The sequence below is a fragment of the Streptomyces sp. NPDC030296 genome (assembly GCF_055572815.1).
The window spans coordinates 1-16,802 of the sequence record NZ_JBVICQ010000004.1 but is presented as its reverse complement, the minus strand read 5'-3'; the positions used below and the strand labels follow the sequence as shown (position 1 = coordinate 16,802).

Sequence of the window (16,802 nt, the reverse complement as noted above, 5' to 3'; positions counted from 1 at the left end):
GCATCGTAAGCGGCATGCCTGCGGAAGCGCGCTGACGAAGACCGCTCGCGGCGCGAGGTTCTGCTCGCCCCCAGCAGAAAGGCGCGATCTTCGCTACGGGCAAGGCGGCCGTCGACCGCTCCGGCGCCACTGTCACTCGCCGGCTGACCAGAACTTCGCCCGCCTGAACGCATAAAGCGGCGGGAGGGCCGATACGCGCAGATACCGGCCCTCCCACTCCCGCGCGGCCGTCCCATGGCCGTTCGACGAGCTGGTCGTCGAGTTCGGTGCTGCAGCTCTTGGCCCAGCTGGAGCGGGCGTGTGCCTGCCTGCCAGATGCGAGGTCCTTGACCGGATGGCAGTCTGGACGGAAGGACAAAACATGATGCGGGGAGGTGTGGTCATGGGTTCTGAAGGGATGATGCAGCGGGCCAAAGACATGGCTGACAAGCTGCGCCACATGAGCCAGACCGGGCAGAGCGGCAAGTCTCGGCGCAAGGACCAAGGGCGTGCTCATCGCATCGAGGAGCAGATGAGGAAGCTCCAGGAGCGGCGCCACCGGCATCGGTGACCGGCAGCCCGACTGCCCATGCTGCCCCGAACCGCTCCATCATGATCCACTGTTCCAGGGTGCTGCCGGTGCCGTCGGACGGACGGTGTGCAGGTGGCGCACGGAGATGTTGTGGTGCGCGGCGATGCGCGCCGTCGCACACTCGGCGGGCCGCTGCGCGCAGACGGCGCATGTCCAGGACGTCGGTCTGTCGGGAGCCCGTGGTGATGATCTTTTCCTTCCGCAACCGGGCGAGTGCCTTGTGGACGGTGTCCGTGGTGGACGCGGTGAGGGCGGCGAGTTCCGACTGGGCGGATTCACGCCGATGTGCAGCCTGTTCCAGCCGGGCCCCGCACCGTGGACCTCGGCTGCCCGTACGACTCGGCGACTTCGGGACACCCCCGCCGTGGGGCCATGATGTGGCCTGGCCCCACGGCGGGTTGTTCGACTGTGGGTCGGTCACGGGATGAAGCCGTAGTCCAACTGCTTGATGAGCTTGGTCCTGTCGCCCTTCAGGGACACCAGGAGCGTGCGGGCCAGGGTGCCTCCGAAGCGGGTCCCGCCGTCGGCGGTCGGGACCGTGTCGATGAAGCTCTCCACCAGGCCGTTGGGCATCACGTAGTGCGAGTACTGCTGCGTCGGGGCGTCCTCCGGGTTGCCCAGGACCAGTGCGCTGCCGTTGAGCGGCTTGTAGTCGCTGCGCAGGGACGAACCGACGAAGCCGTAGAGGCCGTCCCAGCCGCTCAGGCCCGGCGCGAACGTGAATTTGTGGCTGATGGTGAACAGGTAGTACTTGCCGTTACGGATGACCAGGTGGGGCCGTTCCGTCTGCTGGTTCACACAGTTGGCCGACAGCAGCGGGGGTTGCAGTCGCCATGTGTTCATGCTTCCGCCGGCAGCCGTGGCGAGCCCGATGTTGCCCGTGTAGTACTTCGCGTCCTCCGGCACCTCATGGCCGGCCGGGACGTCACCTATGTCGCGCTTGGTGCACCGGTACGTGCCGGCGACACCGCCCGTGTTGCCCTCGAACAAGAGGTGGATCTTGCGGTCCCGGGGGTCCCGGAAGACGAACGGGTCACGGAAGGCGTAGATGATCGGGCCCGCCTGGGACTGTTCCAGGGTCTGGTACAGCTTGCCGTCGGCCTCGGCGATGATGCGGTGGTCCCGGAAGCCGCTGAACCACACGCGGTTCCTGTCCGCGTGGATCTTGCCGGTCGCCTGGGCCAGACGCTGCAGGGCGTCGTTGGGGTCGACCCCACCGTTGTCGCGCCCGGACGCGGTGTAGAAGGAGTACACCTTGTCGCCGACGAGTGCCGCCGAGCCGGCCCACTCACGGGAGCCGAACGAGGTGCCGGGCCGGAACAGGTCACCGCCGTACTTCCAGCTCTTGGCGTCACGCGAGTAGAAGTAGCCGATCTTCGCGTACCAGTGCCGGTCGCCGAACGGCACGGAGCGCGGTGCCGTCAGCGAGAAGATGACGTGCCAGCCCTTGTAGGTGGCGGTCCGCGTGTCGAGCTTGGTGAGCGGCCAGGTGTCCCACACCCACACCTTGTCGGTCATCACCGGGAAGTCGGGCGACACACGAGGGGCGGTGTTGGTCTTGTCCTGCCGGAGCTTCAACGCGTCGGCACGGGACCAGACGGCGAAGTAGTCGTCGTCCGCGCCGTACTGCCGCGTTCCCGTCTGCGACGAGGCCGGTTCGTCCGCGGAAGCCGGCGTCGCCACACCTCCCAGCACCGCGAGGGCCATCAAACCCGTGGCCAGCCGGATCAGCACTCTCCGTGATCTGCGCATGCGTCGTCCTTCCAAGGCGGTGATCGAGTGGAACAGAACCGTTGGGAGCGATTCCGTTTCGCGGCTACCCCCCTTCTCGCCTGACACACCATCAACTTGTGTTACTGGCAATTAACTTCGGTTGCCGGAGGGGTGGGAGGACCACGCAGGAGGTCGCACCACGTCACACGCCCTTCAGGACACGGTCCAGTGCCGCTCGGCCCGCGGGTCCCCAGTGGGGCTTGCCGCCGGGGAGGCCGCGGTCTCCGTTCTGGCCCATGAGCATCAGGAACAGGCTTTTCATGGCGGCCAGCCCGCGGGCGCGGCGGATCGCCGCCTCGTCCGCCTCCGCGTACGTGTCGAAGAAACGTGAGGCCGTGCCCGCGGGGAGCAGGACCCATGCGGCGGCGAGGTCCCATGCCGGATCGCCGGCGGACAGGGCGCCGAAGTCGACGACGCCCGTGAGCGTTCCGTCCGAGACGACGACGTTCGCGGGGTGGAGGTCGCCGTGCACCCACACCGGCGGGCCCTCCCACGCGTGGGCCGCGACGGCGTCGTCCCAGACAGCCCGGACGTCGGGGGCGATGTCGTCGGGGACGACGGCCTCGAAGAAGTGCTCGAAGCCGTCCGTGCAGTTCCTGGGGTGGGCACCGAAGTCCGCGGAGACCGGCGCCTCTGCGGGCGCCTCCACATGGAGCGCCCGGAGGAAGGCCGCAAGCCGGTCGGCCGCGTGGTCGCCACGGCTGATCGTGCCATGGTCCAGCGGCTCGCCGGGAACCCACGTCATCACGGTCCAGTGCTTGGGGAAGCGCTCGGACGGTGCGCCGAACCGGACCGGGCGCGGCACCGGGAGCGGCAGGCGCGGGGCCAGCACCGGCAGCCACCGCCGCTCCTTCAGCTGAAGCTCCGGAGTGGGGTCCATGCGCTGCATGCGAACGGCCAACTCGTCCCCGAGGCGCCACATCTGGTTGCCCCAGCCGCCCGCCACCTCACGGACGGCCAGGCCCGCGAGGTCCGGATGCTGTTCCTGCAGCAGGTCGCGGACCAGGTCCGCGGTGATCTCGATCCCGGTGCCGGTGTCGCTGCGGCTGTCAGTGCCGGTGTCCGTGTCGGTCATGCGACGTCACAGTACTGAGCGTGCGTCCGGTGCCCCCCATCTCGTAGGTCCGTCCCCGTCTCGTAGGTCCGCTCCTCGGCAATGCTCCTCGGCAGCGCGCCTCCGCTACCGGATCACGACTCCCGCCCCGTTGTCGCCGCTCAGGTTCGCGCCGAACAACGCCCTCGGCGCCGGGGCCCCGATGTCCGTCGGGTTCTCCGCGACCGACTTGGAGGCGGTCACGCCGGAGGCCGTGCCAGGCAGCAGCCACACCGCGCCGCCGTTCACGACGCTGCCCAGATTCTCGCCCGGCGCGCCCGCGACCAGGTCCGCCTTGCCGTCACCCGTCATGTCGAGCAGTCGCAGCGCCGCGCCGAACACGTCGCCGGACTCCGCGGCACCCGGAACTCCCGTCGTGTCCTGGTGGAACGCCTGCGCGCCCTTGCCGGTGAGCCCGCCCTTGGCGCCCTTGAGCAGCACCACGGCACCGGCCCCGGCCTTGGAGCCGATCGCCTCGCCGGGGACGCCGACGGCCAGGTCGGGGTATCCGTCGCCGTTCGCGTCGCCCGCGTGCAACCGTCCGCCGAACTGGTCGCCCTTCTCGCTCACACCGGGCACACCCGCCGTGTTCTGGGTGATCGTCTGCGTACGGGTCTGGCTGGGGCCGGACGCGGAACCGTAGTAGATCTTGACGGTGCCCGGGTCCTCCTCGGTGCCCTCGGTGTCGCCGTTGATGAAGACGCGGGTGGCGAGGTCGGCGTAGCCGTCGCGGTCGAAGTCGGCGACGGCGGTGCCGGCCGCGGAGTTCAGCCGCTGCGGGACCGTGGACAGGCCGGCCTTGGAGCCGAGCCACAGCTTGCCGCCCTCGGCGTGGTTCTCGTAGACGTAGAACGTCGCGAGGTCCTCGACGCCGTCGCCGTCGAAGTCACCCGTGGCCGTGGAGTTGATGGAGTTGTCGGTGCTGTACACCTGCACCTGCTGTGTGCGGGTGGGGGCGCCGTTGCGGCCGAAGGGGCCGTAGAGGACGTCGTGGAAGTCGTACTCGTCCCCGTTGCCCATGAACAGGTCCGTGTACCCGTCGCCGTCGAAGTCGCCGGCGGTGAGGTCGTCGCCGACCTGGGCGTTCGCCGGTGCGCCGACGCGGACGGCACCGTCGCCGGACAGGCCGGTCTTCCGGCCCCACAGGACGGTCACCGACCCGTTGACGTTGCTCTCCGGCCGGTAGTCGCGGGCGACCACGGCCAGGTCGGTCAGGCCGTCGCCGTCCAGGTCGCGGGAGACCATCGCGTAGCCGAAGACGTGGTTGTCGCCGGAGGCGCCGGGCACGTGGGTGGTGTCCTGGGTGATGACCCTGGTGCGCTTGGGGTCGAGGCCCTGCGGGGAGCCGTAGCTGACCGCGATGTAGCCGGCGCGGGCATGGCCGCCGACGCTCGCGCCCGGGGCGGCGACTGCGACATCCTGGTAGCCGTCGCCGTTGAAGTCCTCGCGCACGGTCACGACGCCGTCCTTCGCAGACGCGGTGCCCGCGACGAGCGGCACGCCGAACGACCCGATCAGGGCGGCGGCCACGGCGGTCGATACGGCAGGTCGGCGGATTCCCACTGCTCCTCCTCAAGGCGCGAGCGACATCGAGACGCCTCGCACGGGTGTGACTCACCTCCAAGACACCCGGAAACGGTGGATGGTTGTGCGATGACGGCCGGGTGAAGCGGGCACGGCGCGCCGGTGCGGAAGGGACAGGCCCGAGAGCCTTCCGGAACATCGGGTTCACCCGGGGCGCGTTCAGGGATTACGACCGCTGCCCAACGTCATGTGTCATGGACGCGAGGCCGTGTGCGCACGCGAACCGTCCTCCACGCCGAGCGCGGCTGATCCCCGAGATCCGGGCCGCGCCCTACCGCCGACGGTATCGACGAGCCGATGCTCGACGGGGACGGCAACCCGAGCGGCGTGACCTACGACTGCCACGTCTGTCATCAGCCCTGACAGCGGCCCGATCTGGCCGCGTGTCAGGCCCGTGACGCCGTCGTGTGCTCGCTGTGCCTGAGCACCGACAAGGTCGGCGACCATGTCCTGCCGGCGGCCGGGTGACAGAAGGGCTCCCGCGAGTCACGTCCTCGCGGGAGCCCTTCCTCCTACCGCCTGCCGGTGAAGGTTGAGAAGACGATCACGAGCAGGACGTCGGTGCGGACGCCGCCACGGTCGCGGCGTCATGCGCCATCACGTTCAGGGGGCGAGCAGCAGACTGTCGCCGCGCTCCTTGGCGGCGGCGTAACGGCGCGCCACGTCCTGCCAGTTGACGACGGCCCACATGGCGTCGATGAAGTCGACCTTCTGGTTCTTGTACTGGAGGTAGAAGGCGTGCTCCCAGGCGTCGAAGACCAGGATGGGGGTGGAACCCTGGCCGACGTTGCCCTGGTGGTCGTAGACCTGCTCGACGATGAGGCGACCGCTGAGCGGTTCGTACGCGAGTACGCCCCAGCCGGAACCCTGCGTCGTCGCCGACGCCTTGGTCAGCTGCGCCTTGAAGGCCGCGAACGAGCCGAAGGACTCGGCGATGGCGTCCGCCAGCTCGCCCACGCCGTCCTTCTCCAGGGGCTCGCCGCCGCCGTCACCGGTCATGTTGTGCCAGTAGATGGAGTGCAGGATGTGGCCGGAGAGGTGGAAGGCCAGGTTCTTCTCCAGGCCGTTGATCGAACCCCACTGCTCCTTGTCCCGCGCCTCCGCCAGCTGCTCCAGCGTGTCGTTCGCGCCCTTGACGTACGCCGCGTGGTGCTTGTCGTGGTGCAGCTCGATGATCTGCGGGTTGATGACCGGTTCGAGCGCCGCGTAGTCGTAGGGAAGCTCCGGGAGCGTGTACACCGCCATGTCCAACATCCTCCGACACTATTGCCACTGATGTGCAACTGCACGCTAGCAGCAATAGAGGCGCCCGTGCTCCACGCACGACGGCCCGGCCCCACGGCGAAGGAGCCGTCGAGCCGGGCCGTGGCCGCACCGGCTCGCATCAGCCGGCGGGCGGGATCCGTGTGCGTCTAGCCGGTGACCCGGCGGAACCTCCACTGCTGGTTGGTGCTGCCCCGGTTGGTGTACTGGATCAGCGCGGCGCCGTCGGCCGAGCTCCCGGAGCTGACGTCGAGCACCTTGCCGCTGTTGCGGTTGACCACCTGGAACACACCGCCGGACAGCGGGCGCAGCTGCCACTGCTGGCTGGTCCTGCCGTCGGGGGTCGCCTGTACGACCCGCGCGCCGTCCGCCGTGGAGGATCCGGCCACGTCGAGCACCTTGCCGCTGCGGACGCAGGTGATGGTGTGGTAGCCGTCGGCCGTGGACTGGAAGGCCCACTGCTGGTTCGTCGCGCCGGTGTCGGTCCACTGGATCACGGCGGCGCCGTCCGCGCCGGACCCACCGGAGACTTCGGCCACCTTGCCGCTGCGTACGCTGACACAGGTGTACGTCCGCGCGGGGGCGATGGTGTACTGCACCGAGTCCACGTCGATGTGACCGGTGCCGCCCGCGTTGTAGGTGTAGAGGCCGATCCGGTCGCCGCGGTAGCCGCCCCAGGTGAGCTGGTAGGTGCCACCGACCTGGGTGAACGTGCTCCCGTCGAGGCTGTAGGAGAAGCGGCTGACCCCGTTCACGTCCCATGTGGTGCGCAGCCACACGGCGTTCTGCGTGATGGCCGCGCCGCTGGTCAGGGTGCCGCCCGCGTTGTGCTCGATCGTGGTGGTGGTCCCTGAGCGTCGGACACCCAGTCCGGCGTAGGTGGCGGCGTAGTGGCACAGCCCTGCGTGCTGACCGTCGGCGAGGCCGGCAAGTTCGAGACGGACGGTCACCGTGGCGCCGCCCGCGGTGCGCAGCACTCGTTGGGTGAGGGTGTTGCCCACCTTCATCAGGTTGTCCCCGGCCAGCGGTGCGAACGCCTTCAGCCGCAGATAGCCGGGGCGCTCGGTCAACGACCAGTAGCCCGCGCGGGGTTGGTAGTACCACTCCCACTGCGGCTTGAGGCGGGTGTCGGTGAACGTGTCGCTGGTCACGACGGCGGGCAGCGCGTCGACGGGAAGGCCGGGAGTGCCGATGGCGGGCAACTGGCCCGTCCACGCCATCTTGCCGATGCCGTCCGAGCCGACCGTGCCGATGATCGGCCAGCCGTCCACCCAGGTCACCGGCAGCAGGGACAGCACGCGCCCCTCCCAGTCGCCGTGGCCGTGGTGGGTCACGAAGTACCAGTCGCCACCCGGGGTCTGCACCAGCCCGCCCTGGTTGGGCTCGCGGTCGACCGAGGTGTTGACATGCAGCAGCTGCCGGGTCTCGAAGGGGCCGAAGAGGCTGGAGCCGCGGTTCATCATGAGAACCCGGCCTTCGGGCTTCACCTCGCTGAACAGGTGGTAGTAGACACCGTCGATCTTGTACAGCTTGCTGGCCTCGCTGCGGTTCGACTGGTGGATCACCGGGGCCGGGCCGATCAGCGACTTGCCGTCCTCGGACAGCTTGTACAGGTGGATCTTGTAGCTGTCCGAGTAGTGCGTGGTGACCAGGTAGCCCTGGCCGTCGTCGTCCCAGAAGGGGCACACGTCGTTCCAGCCGGAGGTCCGCCACATCGAGTGCAGCGGCTCCCAGGGCCCTTCCGGCGACGGGGCCGACGTCATGAAGAAGCCCTCGTCGGGCGTGTTGAAGTACACCCAGTACCGCCCCGCGTGGAAGCGGATGGCCCCGGCCCACACGCCGCGGCCGTAGCGGTTCATCCGGTCCCAGTTCAGCTCCGGTCCGATGCGGGTGACGTCGTTGACCGAGCCGCCGATCGGGCGCCAGTTGACCAGGTCCTTCGAGTGCAGGACGGCCATGCCGGGCGAGTACCCGAACGTGCTGGTGATGCCGTAGTAGTCGTCGCCGACCCGGATGCAGTCCCAGTCGCTGAGGTCGGCGGGGACGATCGGGTTGGCGTAGGTGCCGTCGCCCTGGTCACCCCACTTCGCGGACGGAAACGAGTCTGCCGCCGCCGTGCTCGACGGGAGCAGGCCCGGGAGGAGGAGGGCGCCGGTACCGACCGCGGCGAGCCGGCCGAGTTGTCTTCTGGTGAGGTCCACGATGCAGTCCTTGGCTGGAGGTCATCAGGTGCGGGGAGCGTGGGGTGGACACCGCGAGGAGAACGCGGGAGGGAGAACGTGGAAGAAACACGGCCTTCGCGTCGGGCGCGCCGCGTCCCAGCGGGCTGACGCCCCTCACCCGCGGTGTGCGGGGGTTGGCTGCATGGCGGAGGCCCCCTGGACGCCTGGGCAACGGGTCCTTTGGGACACGCGACGACCGAGGACGGAACGACGGTTGGTCGATATATCGAACGATTATCGGTTTGTCGAACCGATCGACGCCGAAGTTAGAGGCCCGGCCGCACGGAAGTCAACGGATCGTCCGCGTTTTCCCGAGACGTGCGGCGGCCGGGACAGGGCGCGCACAGCGCACCGACGGGCGGCGTCGGCCGAACAGAACAGACGACGTCAGCCGAACAGACGGCGCTGGATCTCGCGCCGGTAGTCCTCCAGGGTTCGGTCGAGGTGTGCCGCGGTGGCCTGCGCCGCTTCCTCGGGGCGGCCGTCACGGATGGCCCGGTAGATCGCCCCGTGCTCCTCGATGGCCGCCTCGGTGTTCTCCCCGAACGAGTCGTGGATACCGATGGCGCTGGACTGGCGCTGCAGGCGTCGGGCGTCCCGCACGGCGCTGACGAGGAACGTGTTGTGCGAGGCCGCCGACACAGCCATATGGAAGTCCTCGTCAGCCTGGTTGAACACATCGACCTGGCCCTGGGCGAACCCGTGCCGGCACTGCTCCATGGCGACTTCGATGCTGCGCAGTTCCGACGGGGTGGCGCGGGTGGCCGCCAGGCTGCTGGCGGCCATCTCCTGAACCCTGCGGAACTCGAACAGCATCAGTACGTGGTCGATGTCGACGGGGCGGAAGAAGCCTCCCCACCGGCTGGTGATGAGCATGCCCTCGTCGTCCGCGACGAACAGACCCCGCCCCTTGTGCGCCCGCACCCGACCCAGCGCCGAAAGGATCTTGACGGCTTCCCGCACCACCGCCCTGCTGGTGTCCAGCGTCCGGGCGAGGTCGATCTCCGTGGGCAGCCGGTCACCCGGCACCAGTCGCTCCTCGGCGATGTACGCGAGGATCCGCTCCGCCACGATCTCGTACCCGGGGCGGTAGTCACGCCGCTCGTCCGGGCCGACCACCCGCGCGGGCGCGGCGGCAGGGACTTGAGCCGGCAGGGCCGCTTCGATCGCTGGCGTGTCGTCCATCTGTGCTGCCTCCCGGGTGACGTCTGCTCACGCGACTGATCGCGGTGGAGCCGCATCATCGTAGCGCACAGGAGAGATAAGTCGTACTCATTCTGGCCAAGATCCTTGGAGAGAACCATGGACACCCGTGCGCGTAAAGAGCCTTTATCGGTCATAGATGGCGCAACTGCTCGCCCGCCTCCGGAAATCAAGCAAAGAAGCGCTGCACGCACCCTTGACGTGCCGCTCGATAAGGCGGCTAATTTTTTCCACGCTGATTGCAGCACACCGCCTCTTCCGTTTCCGTCGCGTTTCCGGGCCACCCACCCGTCCCGGCTCGCGCCACTCGCCCGTCTGCTCGCGCCGCCTGCCCCCTCTGCTCGGGGCACCCGCACACCCAGTGGAGTCACTCATGACGGTCAACCAGTCCTCGTCCCGCCCGAAGAGAGCCCTCGGCAGGAAGCGAGCGGCATCGCTGGCCGGATGCGCGGTCACGGTGCTGCTGACCGTGACGGCCTGTGGCGGCGGCACCGCCGGCAAGACCACCAAGGACGGCTTCGCCCAGGCGCCGCAGAAGGACGGGGCGTTGACCGTCTGGGTGGACGCGACCCGGATGGACGCCGCGAAGCTGTACCAGCAGCTGCACCCGGAGGTGAAGCTGGACATCGTCAGCTACGACGGCAACGCCAACGGGTCCAACTACCTCCAGACGAAGGTCCAGTTGTTCAACCGCACCGGCAAGGGCTGGCCGGACGTCGTGTTCAGCTCCCAGAACAACGAGACCTCCTGGGCGGTCGACGCGGGCTTCGCCGCTCCGCTCAACAAGGGCCTGATCCCCGAGTCGACCCTGGGGAAGTTCGCCAAGGGCGCCAACGACGTCTGCACGGTCGACGGCACCGTCTACTGTCTGCGCAACGACCTCTCCCAGGCGGTGCTCTGGTACAACGCCCCGCTGATGAAGAAGTTCGGCTACACGGTGCCGACGACGTGGGAGGAGTACCAGAAGCTCGGCACGAAGGTGGCCAAGGAGCAGCCGGGCTATCTCGTCGGTGACGCGGGTGACTCCTTCACCCCCGAGATCTATCTGTGGGCGAGCAAGTGCGGCGCCAACCACATCACCGGCCCCAAGTCCGTGTCGGTGAACACCACCAGCGAGGCCTGCACCAAGATGGCCAAGCTCCTGGATGTACTCATCAAGAACAAGTCCATGTCCATCAGCGGCGTCTTCAGCACCGACTTCGGCAAGAACAAGGCCGACAAGGTCCTGCTCATGCCGGGCCCGGCCTGGTACGGCGGCGCGGTCTTCAAGGACACCCTCAAGGTCCCCGCCCAGCAGATCGGGGCGGCGCCCATGCCGCAGTGGCAGGGCGACTCCGAGACGTCCACCGGCAACGTCGGCGGCGGCACCTGGCTGCTGTCCCAGCACTCCACCCACCTCAAGGCAGCCACCGACTTCCTGAAGTGGGTCACCACCGACAACGCCTACCAGGCGGAGAAGTCGCCCGGCTTCCCGGCCTACGCGCCGGCGGCCGAGGCATGGCTGAAGCAGCAGGACGCCTCCGGCTACTTCGCCAGCGACCTGAGCGCGCTCACCGCCGCCGCCTCCCAGGTGTGGCCGGAGTGGGGCTCGGGCCAGTTCAGCCAGGAGGCGATCTGGGCGGCCACCGTCAAGCCGGGCCTGACCCAGGGCAAGTCCATCGTCTCGATGCTGCCAGCCTGGCAGGACTCCATCGTCAAGCACGCCAAGTCCAACGGATACAAGGTCGAGCAGTGACCCTCAGCCACTCCCCGTCCGGCTCTGCCGGTCGGCGCCCCAGCGGCACCGACCGGCAGAGCCGGGCCGGCATCGCCTTCGTCGCGACCTACGTACTGCTCCTGATCGCGTTCGGCATCCTGCCGACCGGGTACGCCGTCTACTTCGCGTTCACCGACGCCGGGGGCACGTTCACCGGCTTCAGCAACTTCGTCACCACCGCACAGGACTTCCGCTTCATGGACGCCGTCGGCCATGTCGCGCTGTACCTGCTGTTCTGGCTGGTCTCCCTCGTGGTGTTCGTGGTGAGCCTGGCGCTGCTGCTGCACCGCCTCGCCTCCGGCGCCCTCAGCAAGTCCCTGCGCTTCCTCTTCTACATCCCCGGAGCGCTCGCCGGCGCCGCGAGTGTGCTGGTGTGGCTGTTCATGCTCGACCCGACGGTGAGCCCGGTCAGTTCGCTCCTGGGCATGCTGGGGTACGGCACCTTCGGCGAGGTGATCGCGCCCGGCAACCTGCCCCTGCTGTTCACGGTCATCGCGTTCTGGACCGGCGCGGGCGGCTGGATCGTCGTCATCTACGGCGCGCTCAACAACATCCCCACCGACGTCATGGAAGCCGCGCGCATCGACGGCGCGGGCGCCTGGCAGACCGCCTGGCACATCCAGATCCCCATGCTCCGCAAGTGGATCGTGTACATGGTGATCCTGGCCTTCGCGGGCGGTGCGCAGCTCTTCGTGGAGCCGCAGCTGCTGTCCCTCGCCAGTGTGGGCGTGGCCGGACGCGACTACTCGCTGAACCAGCTGACGTACGACTTCGCCTTCCAGATGAACAACGTCAACGGCGCCGCCGCGGTCTCCGTGGAGCTCCTGGTCGTCAGTGTGTCGGCCGCCGCCGTCTTCGTCGCACGATCGGGGTTCTTCGATGCCGACTAGTTCCCCGCGCCGCCTCGTGCCCCGTCTGCTGACCGGCTCCGTCCTGCTCGTCTTCCTGGTGTTCTTCGTGCTGCCGGTACTGTGGCTCGTCCTCGCGGCGACCAAGACCGATCAGCAGCTCGTCCACGGCAGCCCGCTCTCCTTCGGCTCCTGGCACACCTTCAAGGCGAACTGGGACGCCCTCACCGCGTTCCAGGACAACGCCGTCCTGCAGTGGCTCGGCAACTCGACGCTGTACGCGCTGATCTCGCTGGTCATCACCCTCGGTGTGGCCGTCCCGGCGGGCTACGCGCTGGCCATGACCGAGTTCCGCGGACGGCACACCCTGCTCGTCTCGACCCTGGTCGTGATGCTCATGCCGACCGCCACGCTGGTGGTGCCGCTGTTCCTGGAGATCAACGCGGTCGGTCTGATCGGCACGATGTGGTCGATCATCCTGCCGTACTCGTTCTACCCGTTCGGCGTGTATCTGACGTACATCTACTTCACCACCGCGGTACCGAAGGACCTGCTGGCGGCGGCACGGATGGACGGCTGCTCGGAGTTCGGCGTCTTCCGGCACATCGCGCTGCCGCTGGCGACACCGGTCGTCGCACTCGTCGGGTTCTTCAGCTTCGTCGCCAACTGGACCAACTACTTCCTGCCCTATGTGATGCTGCCCGAGAGCGGCCAGATGCCCATCCAGGTGGGGGTCGGGACCCTGCTCAGCAATGTGCCGTCCTTCAATCCCGCCGTCGGCGCCCTCGCGATCGAGCGGCCGCAGCTGGCGCTGGCGACGCTCGTGGCCATCACGCCCGTACTGGTCGTCTTCCTCTTCGCCCAGCGTTTCCTGGTCAGCGGGATGCTCGCCGGCGCCACCAAGGAGTAGGCCCCGGCCTGCCGGCCCCGAGCCTGATACCCGATCCGGCGTCGTCCGCCCGACCGTCGTCCCCGGCGCACGCACCCCGCCACCCCGCGAACGGAGCTCCGTCCCATGCCCTTCACCTCTTCCGGCCCCACCTCGAACGCGGACACCCCGGTCTCCGGGCAGCCCGTCCCGCAACCCGAGATCGAGGCGGGGGTGCCGGTACTCGAACCGCCCGGCTGGGCCGTGTCGCAGCGTGCGCTGTTCGACCTGCTCGACCACGCCTGGCGGCGCTTCGCCCGCGACTTCACCGGCCCGGACGGACGACTGAACTACACCGGGGAGCTGACCACCCGCGACGGTGTGGACGACTTCTACGAGGTGTTCTTCAACTGGCCCCAGCTCTACCTCCTCGGCGGCGCCGACGACCTGCTGCCCGCCAGCGAGAAGCACTGGGAGGGCGTGACCAAGCAGCTCACCGAACTCGGCATGCTGCGTGACGAGTTCGAGCGCGGCTACGACTGGTTCCACCAGGGCGAGAGCCTGCTGCTGCTCTTCTTCCTGTGCATGGCCGACCCCAAGCGCTGGTCGGAACGCGCCCTGCGCTTCGCCGAGTTGTACGTCGACCCGGCCAAGGGCAACTACGACCCCGAGCACCGCATCATCACCCGCCCGCACAACGGCAGCGACCCCGACCGCACGGGCCTCTTCGACGGCGACGTCTACCCCTGGCTCCAGAAGGAGGCCGACACCTACGGGTACCCGCTCGAGTGGATCCCCGAGGCGCAGGGCGGGCCGTTCCCGCTCTCCTCCGACCCGCGTCTCGGCGCGCAGATGCGCGACCGGATGGGCGTCGGAGACACCGCGCTCAACCTCGGCGCCACCGGTCTGGTCCTCAACGCCTGGATCCTGACCGGCGACGAGCGCTACCGCGACTGGATCGTCGAGTACGTCGGCGCGTGGCGGGAGCGCACCGAGGCGAACGGCGGTGTCATCCCCGACAACGTCAGCCCGGACGGAGTCGTCGGCGGCCTCCTCGAAGGCCGCTGGTACGGCGGCCACTACGGCTGGTCCTGGCCCCACGGCTGGCACAGCGTCGGAACCGCGGCCTGTGTGGCGGCGCTCGCGGCGGCGACGGTCACCGGGGACGACGACTTCCTGTCCATGGTCCGCACCACGCTCGACTCGCTCATCGCCCGCGGCAAGGTGATGCCGCACACCGAGGCGGACTCCAGCCTGCCCGCCAAGTGGGCGGTCGAACTCGGCCCGGATGCCGACATCCCCACGCTCCACGTGCCGTTCCGGCACAACGACACCGGCTGGTTCGACTACAACCCGACCACCCCGCCCGTACCGGTGGCCCTGTGGCACCACACGGCCTCCGACGCCGACCGCGAGCGACTGGAGAACCTGCGCGAGGCCGAGGCGATCGACTGGCGCACCCTGCGGCCGTTCCGCGCCAAGGAGGAGTCCGGCCACGAGAAGGCGTGGTTCGCCTTCCTCGCCGGCGACGACCCCGACTACCCCGAGCGCATCCTCGCCACCGCCCAGGCCCAGATCCGCCACCGCCTGCGCCGCGTCGACCGCTACCGCGACCTGGACGTGCCCGAGGCCGACATCCACGTCTGGCAGCAGTCGAACCCCGTGGCCACCGAAGCCCTCGTCCAGCTGACCTGGGGCGGCCCCCAGGTGCTCTACAACGGCGGCCTGCAGCAGGCCCGGCTGCGCTACCACGACGCCGAGGCCCGCCGCGCCGGTCTGCCGCCGGAGGTCGCCGCGCTGGTCACCTCCATCGACCCGGAGGCGACCACCGTCGAACTGGTGAACCTCTCCCCCGAGACCGAGCGCACGGTGATCGTCCAGGCCGGCGCCTTCGCCGAGCACACCATCACGTCCGTCCGGTACACCACCTGCCGGGACGACGGCTGGATCGGCGACATGTACGACTACGGCCACACCGAGCCGGTCGTCACCGAGGAAGAGCTGTCCTGCGACAGCCCCTTCCTGACCGTCCGGCTCCCCGCGTCCACCCGGATCAAGCTCGTCCTGCGACTGGACCTGCGCGCCAACACCCCCAGCTACCGCACCCCGTTCGACACCGACGCGGGCGAGCCCGCCCCCGGCACGGAGGAGAGCACGGCGTGAAGCGCATCGCCCAGACCATCAGGCTCAGGCCCGAGCACCGGGAGAGGTACCTCGAACTGCACTCCGCCGTCTGGCCCGGGGTGGAGGCCGCCCTGCACCGGGCGAACATCCGCAACTTCGGCATCTTCCTCCACGGTGACGTGCTGTTCGGCTACCTCGAGTACCACGGCGACGACTTCGAGGGCGACATGGCTGTCCTCGAAGCCGACCCCGAGACGCGGGAGTGGTGGAAGCTCACCGACCCCTGCCAGGAGCCCTGGCCCGACCGGGGCGACTCCCGCCAGTGGACGGAACTGACCGAGATCTGGCACCTCGGCCCGCCCGACGAGGACGCCACCGTCTGACACGGACCGCGCCGGACCGACCCGACTTGGAACCGCCATGACCTCCGCCCCCACCCCCGTTCTCATCGACGCGCACCACCATCTGTGGGACCTCGACCAGCGCCCGCAGCCCTGGCTCGACGACCCCGACCTGACGTCGATCCGCCGCACCTTCACCCCCGACGACCTGCGCTCCACCGCGACCCGCCCCGTCGCGGGCCGTCACCTCCACGGCACGGTGGCCGTGCAGTGCGTGCCGGAGGTGCCCGAGACGGAGGACCTGCTCGCCCTCGCGGAGCGGGAGCCACTGATCGAGGCGGTGGTCGGCTGGGCCGACCTCACATCGCCGGCGATCGGCGACACGCTCGACCGACTGCTCGCCGGACCGGGCGGCACCTGTCTGCGTTCCCTGCGCCACCTCGTCCAGGGCGAGACGGAACCGGCCTGGCTGCAACGCCCCGATGTCGAACGAGGGTTGGCGGCGGCGAGGGACCGGGGGCTCTCCTACGACGTCCTGGTCCGCAGCCACCAGCTCGACCAGGCGATCCGGCTGGCCGAACGCTTCCCCGACCTGCCTCAGGTGCTGAACCACGCGGGCAAGCCGGACATCGCAGGGCGCGGACTCGCGACGTGGCGAGAACAGGTACGACGGCTGGCCGCGCACGAGCACGTGGTCTGCAAGCTGTCGGGACTGATCACCGAGGCCGACCACGACAGCTGGACCACCTCCGACATCCGCCCGGTCTGGGACGAGTTGCTCACGTCCTTCGGCCCGGACCGGCTGATGTTCGGCTCCGACTGGCCGGTCGCCAACCTCGCGGGCGGCTGGAACCGCTGGGCCGCCACCGTGGACGAACTGCTCACCGACTGCGGGGAGAGCGAGATCGACGCGCTCCTCGCCGGCACCGCGACCGCCTTCTACCGCCTCCCCGTCCGCGGCTGACGTACGGCGCTCGTGCCGAGAGGAATTTGGAGAACACGATGACCCTCGCCGTCCGCTACACGGCTGCCCGCACCCTGGACACGGCTCCCGCATTGAGCGTGGAGCCGGGCCCGGGCGAGGTGGTACTCGCCCCCGCCTACGTCGGTATCTGCGGCACCGACCTGCACATCTTCCACGGCGACATGGACGCCC

13 protein-coding genes and 4 pseudogenes are annotated in these 16,802 nt (G+C 69.2%); 10 read left to right on the top strand and 7 right to left on the bottom strand.

Features of this window, described 5'->3' with window-relative positions; genetic code table 11:
• Positions 1-33 precede the first annotated feature (33 nt).
• Both ACZ4Z3_RS12040 and ACZ4Z3_RS12035 read left to right on the top strand, forming a co-directional pair.
• Positions 34-167 (top strand): annotated as a pseudogene (locus tag ACZ4Z3_RS12040) (DUF4235 domain-containing protein); the annotation flags it as partial.
• Positions 168-334: 167 nt separating this feature from the next.
• Positions 335-550: a hypothetical protein gene (locus ACZ4Z3_RS12035; protein WP_468501460.1), complete on the top strand. Its 216-nt coding sequence runs from the start codon at positions 335-337 to the stop codon at positions 548-550.
• Between the two features lie 166 nt (positions 551-716).
• Here the strand turns inward: ACZ4Z3_RS12035 and ACZ4Z3_RS12030 are convergent.
• The 4 genes and pseudogenes from ACZ4Z3_RS12030 to ACZ4Z3_RS12015 all read right to left on the bottom strand — a co-directional run.
• Positions 717-992 (bottom strand): annotated as a pseudogene (locus tag ACZ4Z3_RS12030) (hypothetical protein); the annotation flags it as partial.
• A complete protein-coding gene (locus tag ACZ4Z3_RS12025) occupies positions 989-2,323 on the bottom strand; it encodes a glycoside hydrolase family 68 protein (RefSeq protein ID WP_468500861.1) in 1,335 nt (444 codons plus the stop codon). The gene ACZ4Z3_RS12025 and the pseudogene ACZ4Z3_RS12030, both read right to left, overlap by 4 nt.
• Before the next feature lie 163 nt (positions 2,324-2,486).
• Positions 2,487-3,419 carry an aminoglycoside phosphotransferase family protein gene (locus ACZ4Z3_RS12020; protein WP_468500860.1) on the bottom strand — a complete coding sequence of 311 codons (933 nt, stop codon included), beginning with the start codon at positions 3,417-3,419 and terminating at the stop codon, positions 2,487-2,489.
• Positions 3,420-3,524: 105 nt separating this feature from the next.
• The gene (locus tag ACZ4Z3_RS12015) at positions 3,525-5,000 is read right to left on the bottom strand and encodes an FG-GAP and VCBS repeat-containing protein (protein WP_468500859.1); all 1,476 of its coding nucleotides are present in this window, start codon (positions 4,998-5,000) and stop codon (positions 3,525-3,527) included.
• Between the two features lie 288 nt (positions 5,001-5,288).
• Here ACZ4Z3_RS12015 and ACZ4Z3_RS12010 point away from each other — a divergent pair.
• Positions 5,289-5,489 (top strand): annotated as a pseudogene (locus tag ACZ4Z3_RS12010) (allantoin permease); the annotation flags it as partial.
• 135 nt (positions 5,490-5,624) lie between these two features.
• On the opposite strand, the gene ACZ4Z3_RS12005 reads toward ACZ4Z3_RS12010, so the two are convergent.
• The 3 genes from ACZ4Z3_RS12005 to ACZ4Z3_RS11995 form a co-directional block, all read right to left on the bottom strand.
• Complete coding sequence (locus ACZ4Z3_RS12005) at positions 5,625-6,266, bottom strand: superoxide dismutase (protein ID WP_107461204.1); 642 nt, start codon at positions 6,264-6,266, stop codon at positions 5,625-5,627.
• A 167-nt stretch (positions 6,267-6,433) separates the two neighbouring features.
• Entirely contained in the window at positions 6,434-8,485 is a 2,052-nt protein-coding gene (locus ACZ4Z3_RS12000; RefSeq protein WP_468500858.1) for a family 43 glycosylhydrolase, read from the bottom strand.
• 408 nt (positions 8,486-8,893) lie between these two features.
• Positions 8,894-9,691, bottom strand: coding sequence for a FadR/GntR family transcriptional regulator (locus ACZ4Z3_RS11995; RefSeq protein WP_468500857.1), 798 nt, complete (start codon positions 9,689-9,691; stop codon positions 8,894-8,896).
• Between the two features lie 391 nt (positions 9,692-10,082).
• Here ACZ4Z3_RS11995 and ACZ4Z3_RS11990 point away from each other — a divergent pair, with 391 nt between their 5' ends.
• From ACZ4Z3_RS11990 to ACZ4Z3_RS11960, 7 genes and pseudogenes are all read left to right on the top strand, one after another.
• The gene (locus ACZ4Z3_RS11990; RefSeq protein ID WP_468500856.1) at positions 10,083-11,444 is read left to right on the top strand and encodes an ABC transporter substrate-binding protein; all 1,362 of its coding nucleotides are present in this window, start codon (positions 10,083-10,085) and stop codon (positions 11,442-11,444) included.
• Positions 11,441-12,355, top strand: coding sequence for a carbohydrate ABC transporter permease (locus ACZ4Z3_RS11985; RefSeq protein ID WP_468500855.1), 915 nt, complete (start codon positions 11,441-11,443; stop codon positions 12,353-12,355). The genes ACZ4Z3_RS11990 and ACZ4Z3_RS11985 overlap by 4 nt, the downstream gene beginning before the upstream one ends.
• On the top strand, positions 12,345-13,223 hold the full coding sequence (locus ACZ4Z3_RS11980; RefSeq protein ID WP_468500854.1) for a carbohydrate ABC transporter permease: 879 nt from the start codon (positions 12,345-12,347) through the stop codon (positions 13,221-13,223). The genes ACZ4Z3_RS11985 and ACZ4Z3_RS11980 overlap by 11 nt, the downstream gene beginning before the upstream one ends.
• Before the next feature lie 105 nt (positions 13,224-13,328).
• Positions 13,329-15,344: a DUF8034 domain-containing protein gene (locus tag ACZ4Z3_RS11975; RefSeq protein ID WP_468500853.1), complete on the top strand. Its 2,016-nt coding sequence runs from the start codon at positions 13,329-13,331 to the stop codon at positions 15,342-15,344.
• The gene (locus ACZ4Z3_RS11970; RefSeq protein WP_468500852.1) at positions 15,341-15,688 is read left to right on the top strand and encodes an L-rhamnose mutarotase; all 348 of its coding nucleotides are present in this window, start codon (positions 15,341-15,343) and stop codon (positions 15,686-15,688) included. The genes ACZ4Z3_RS11975 and ACZ4Z3_RS11970 overlap by 4 nt, the downstream gene beginning before the upstream one ends.
• 37 nt (positions 15,689-15,725) lie before the next feature.
• Positions 15,726-16,610: an amidohydrolase family protein gene (locus tag ACZ4Z3_RS11965; protein WP_468500851.1), complete on the top strand. Its 885-nt coding sequence runs from the start codon at positions 15,726-15,728 to the stop codon at positions 16,608-16,610.
• A 38-nt stretch (positions 16,611-16,648) separates the two neighbouring features.
• A pseudogene (locus tag ACZ4Z3_RS11960) lies at positions 16,649-16,802 on the top strand (Zn-dependent alcohol dehydrogenase); the annotation flags it as partial.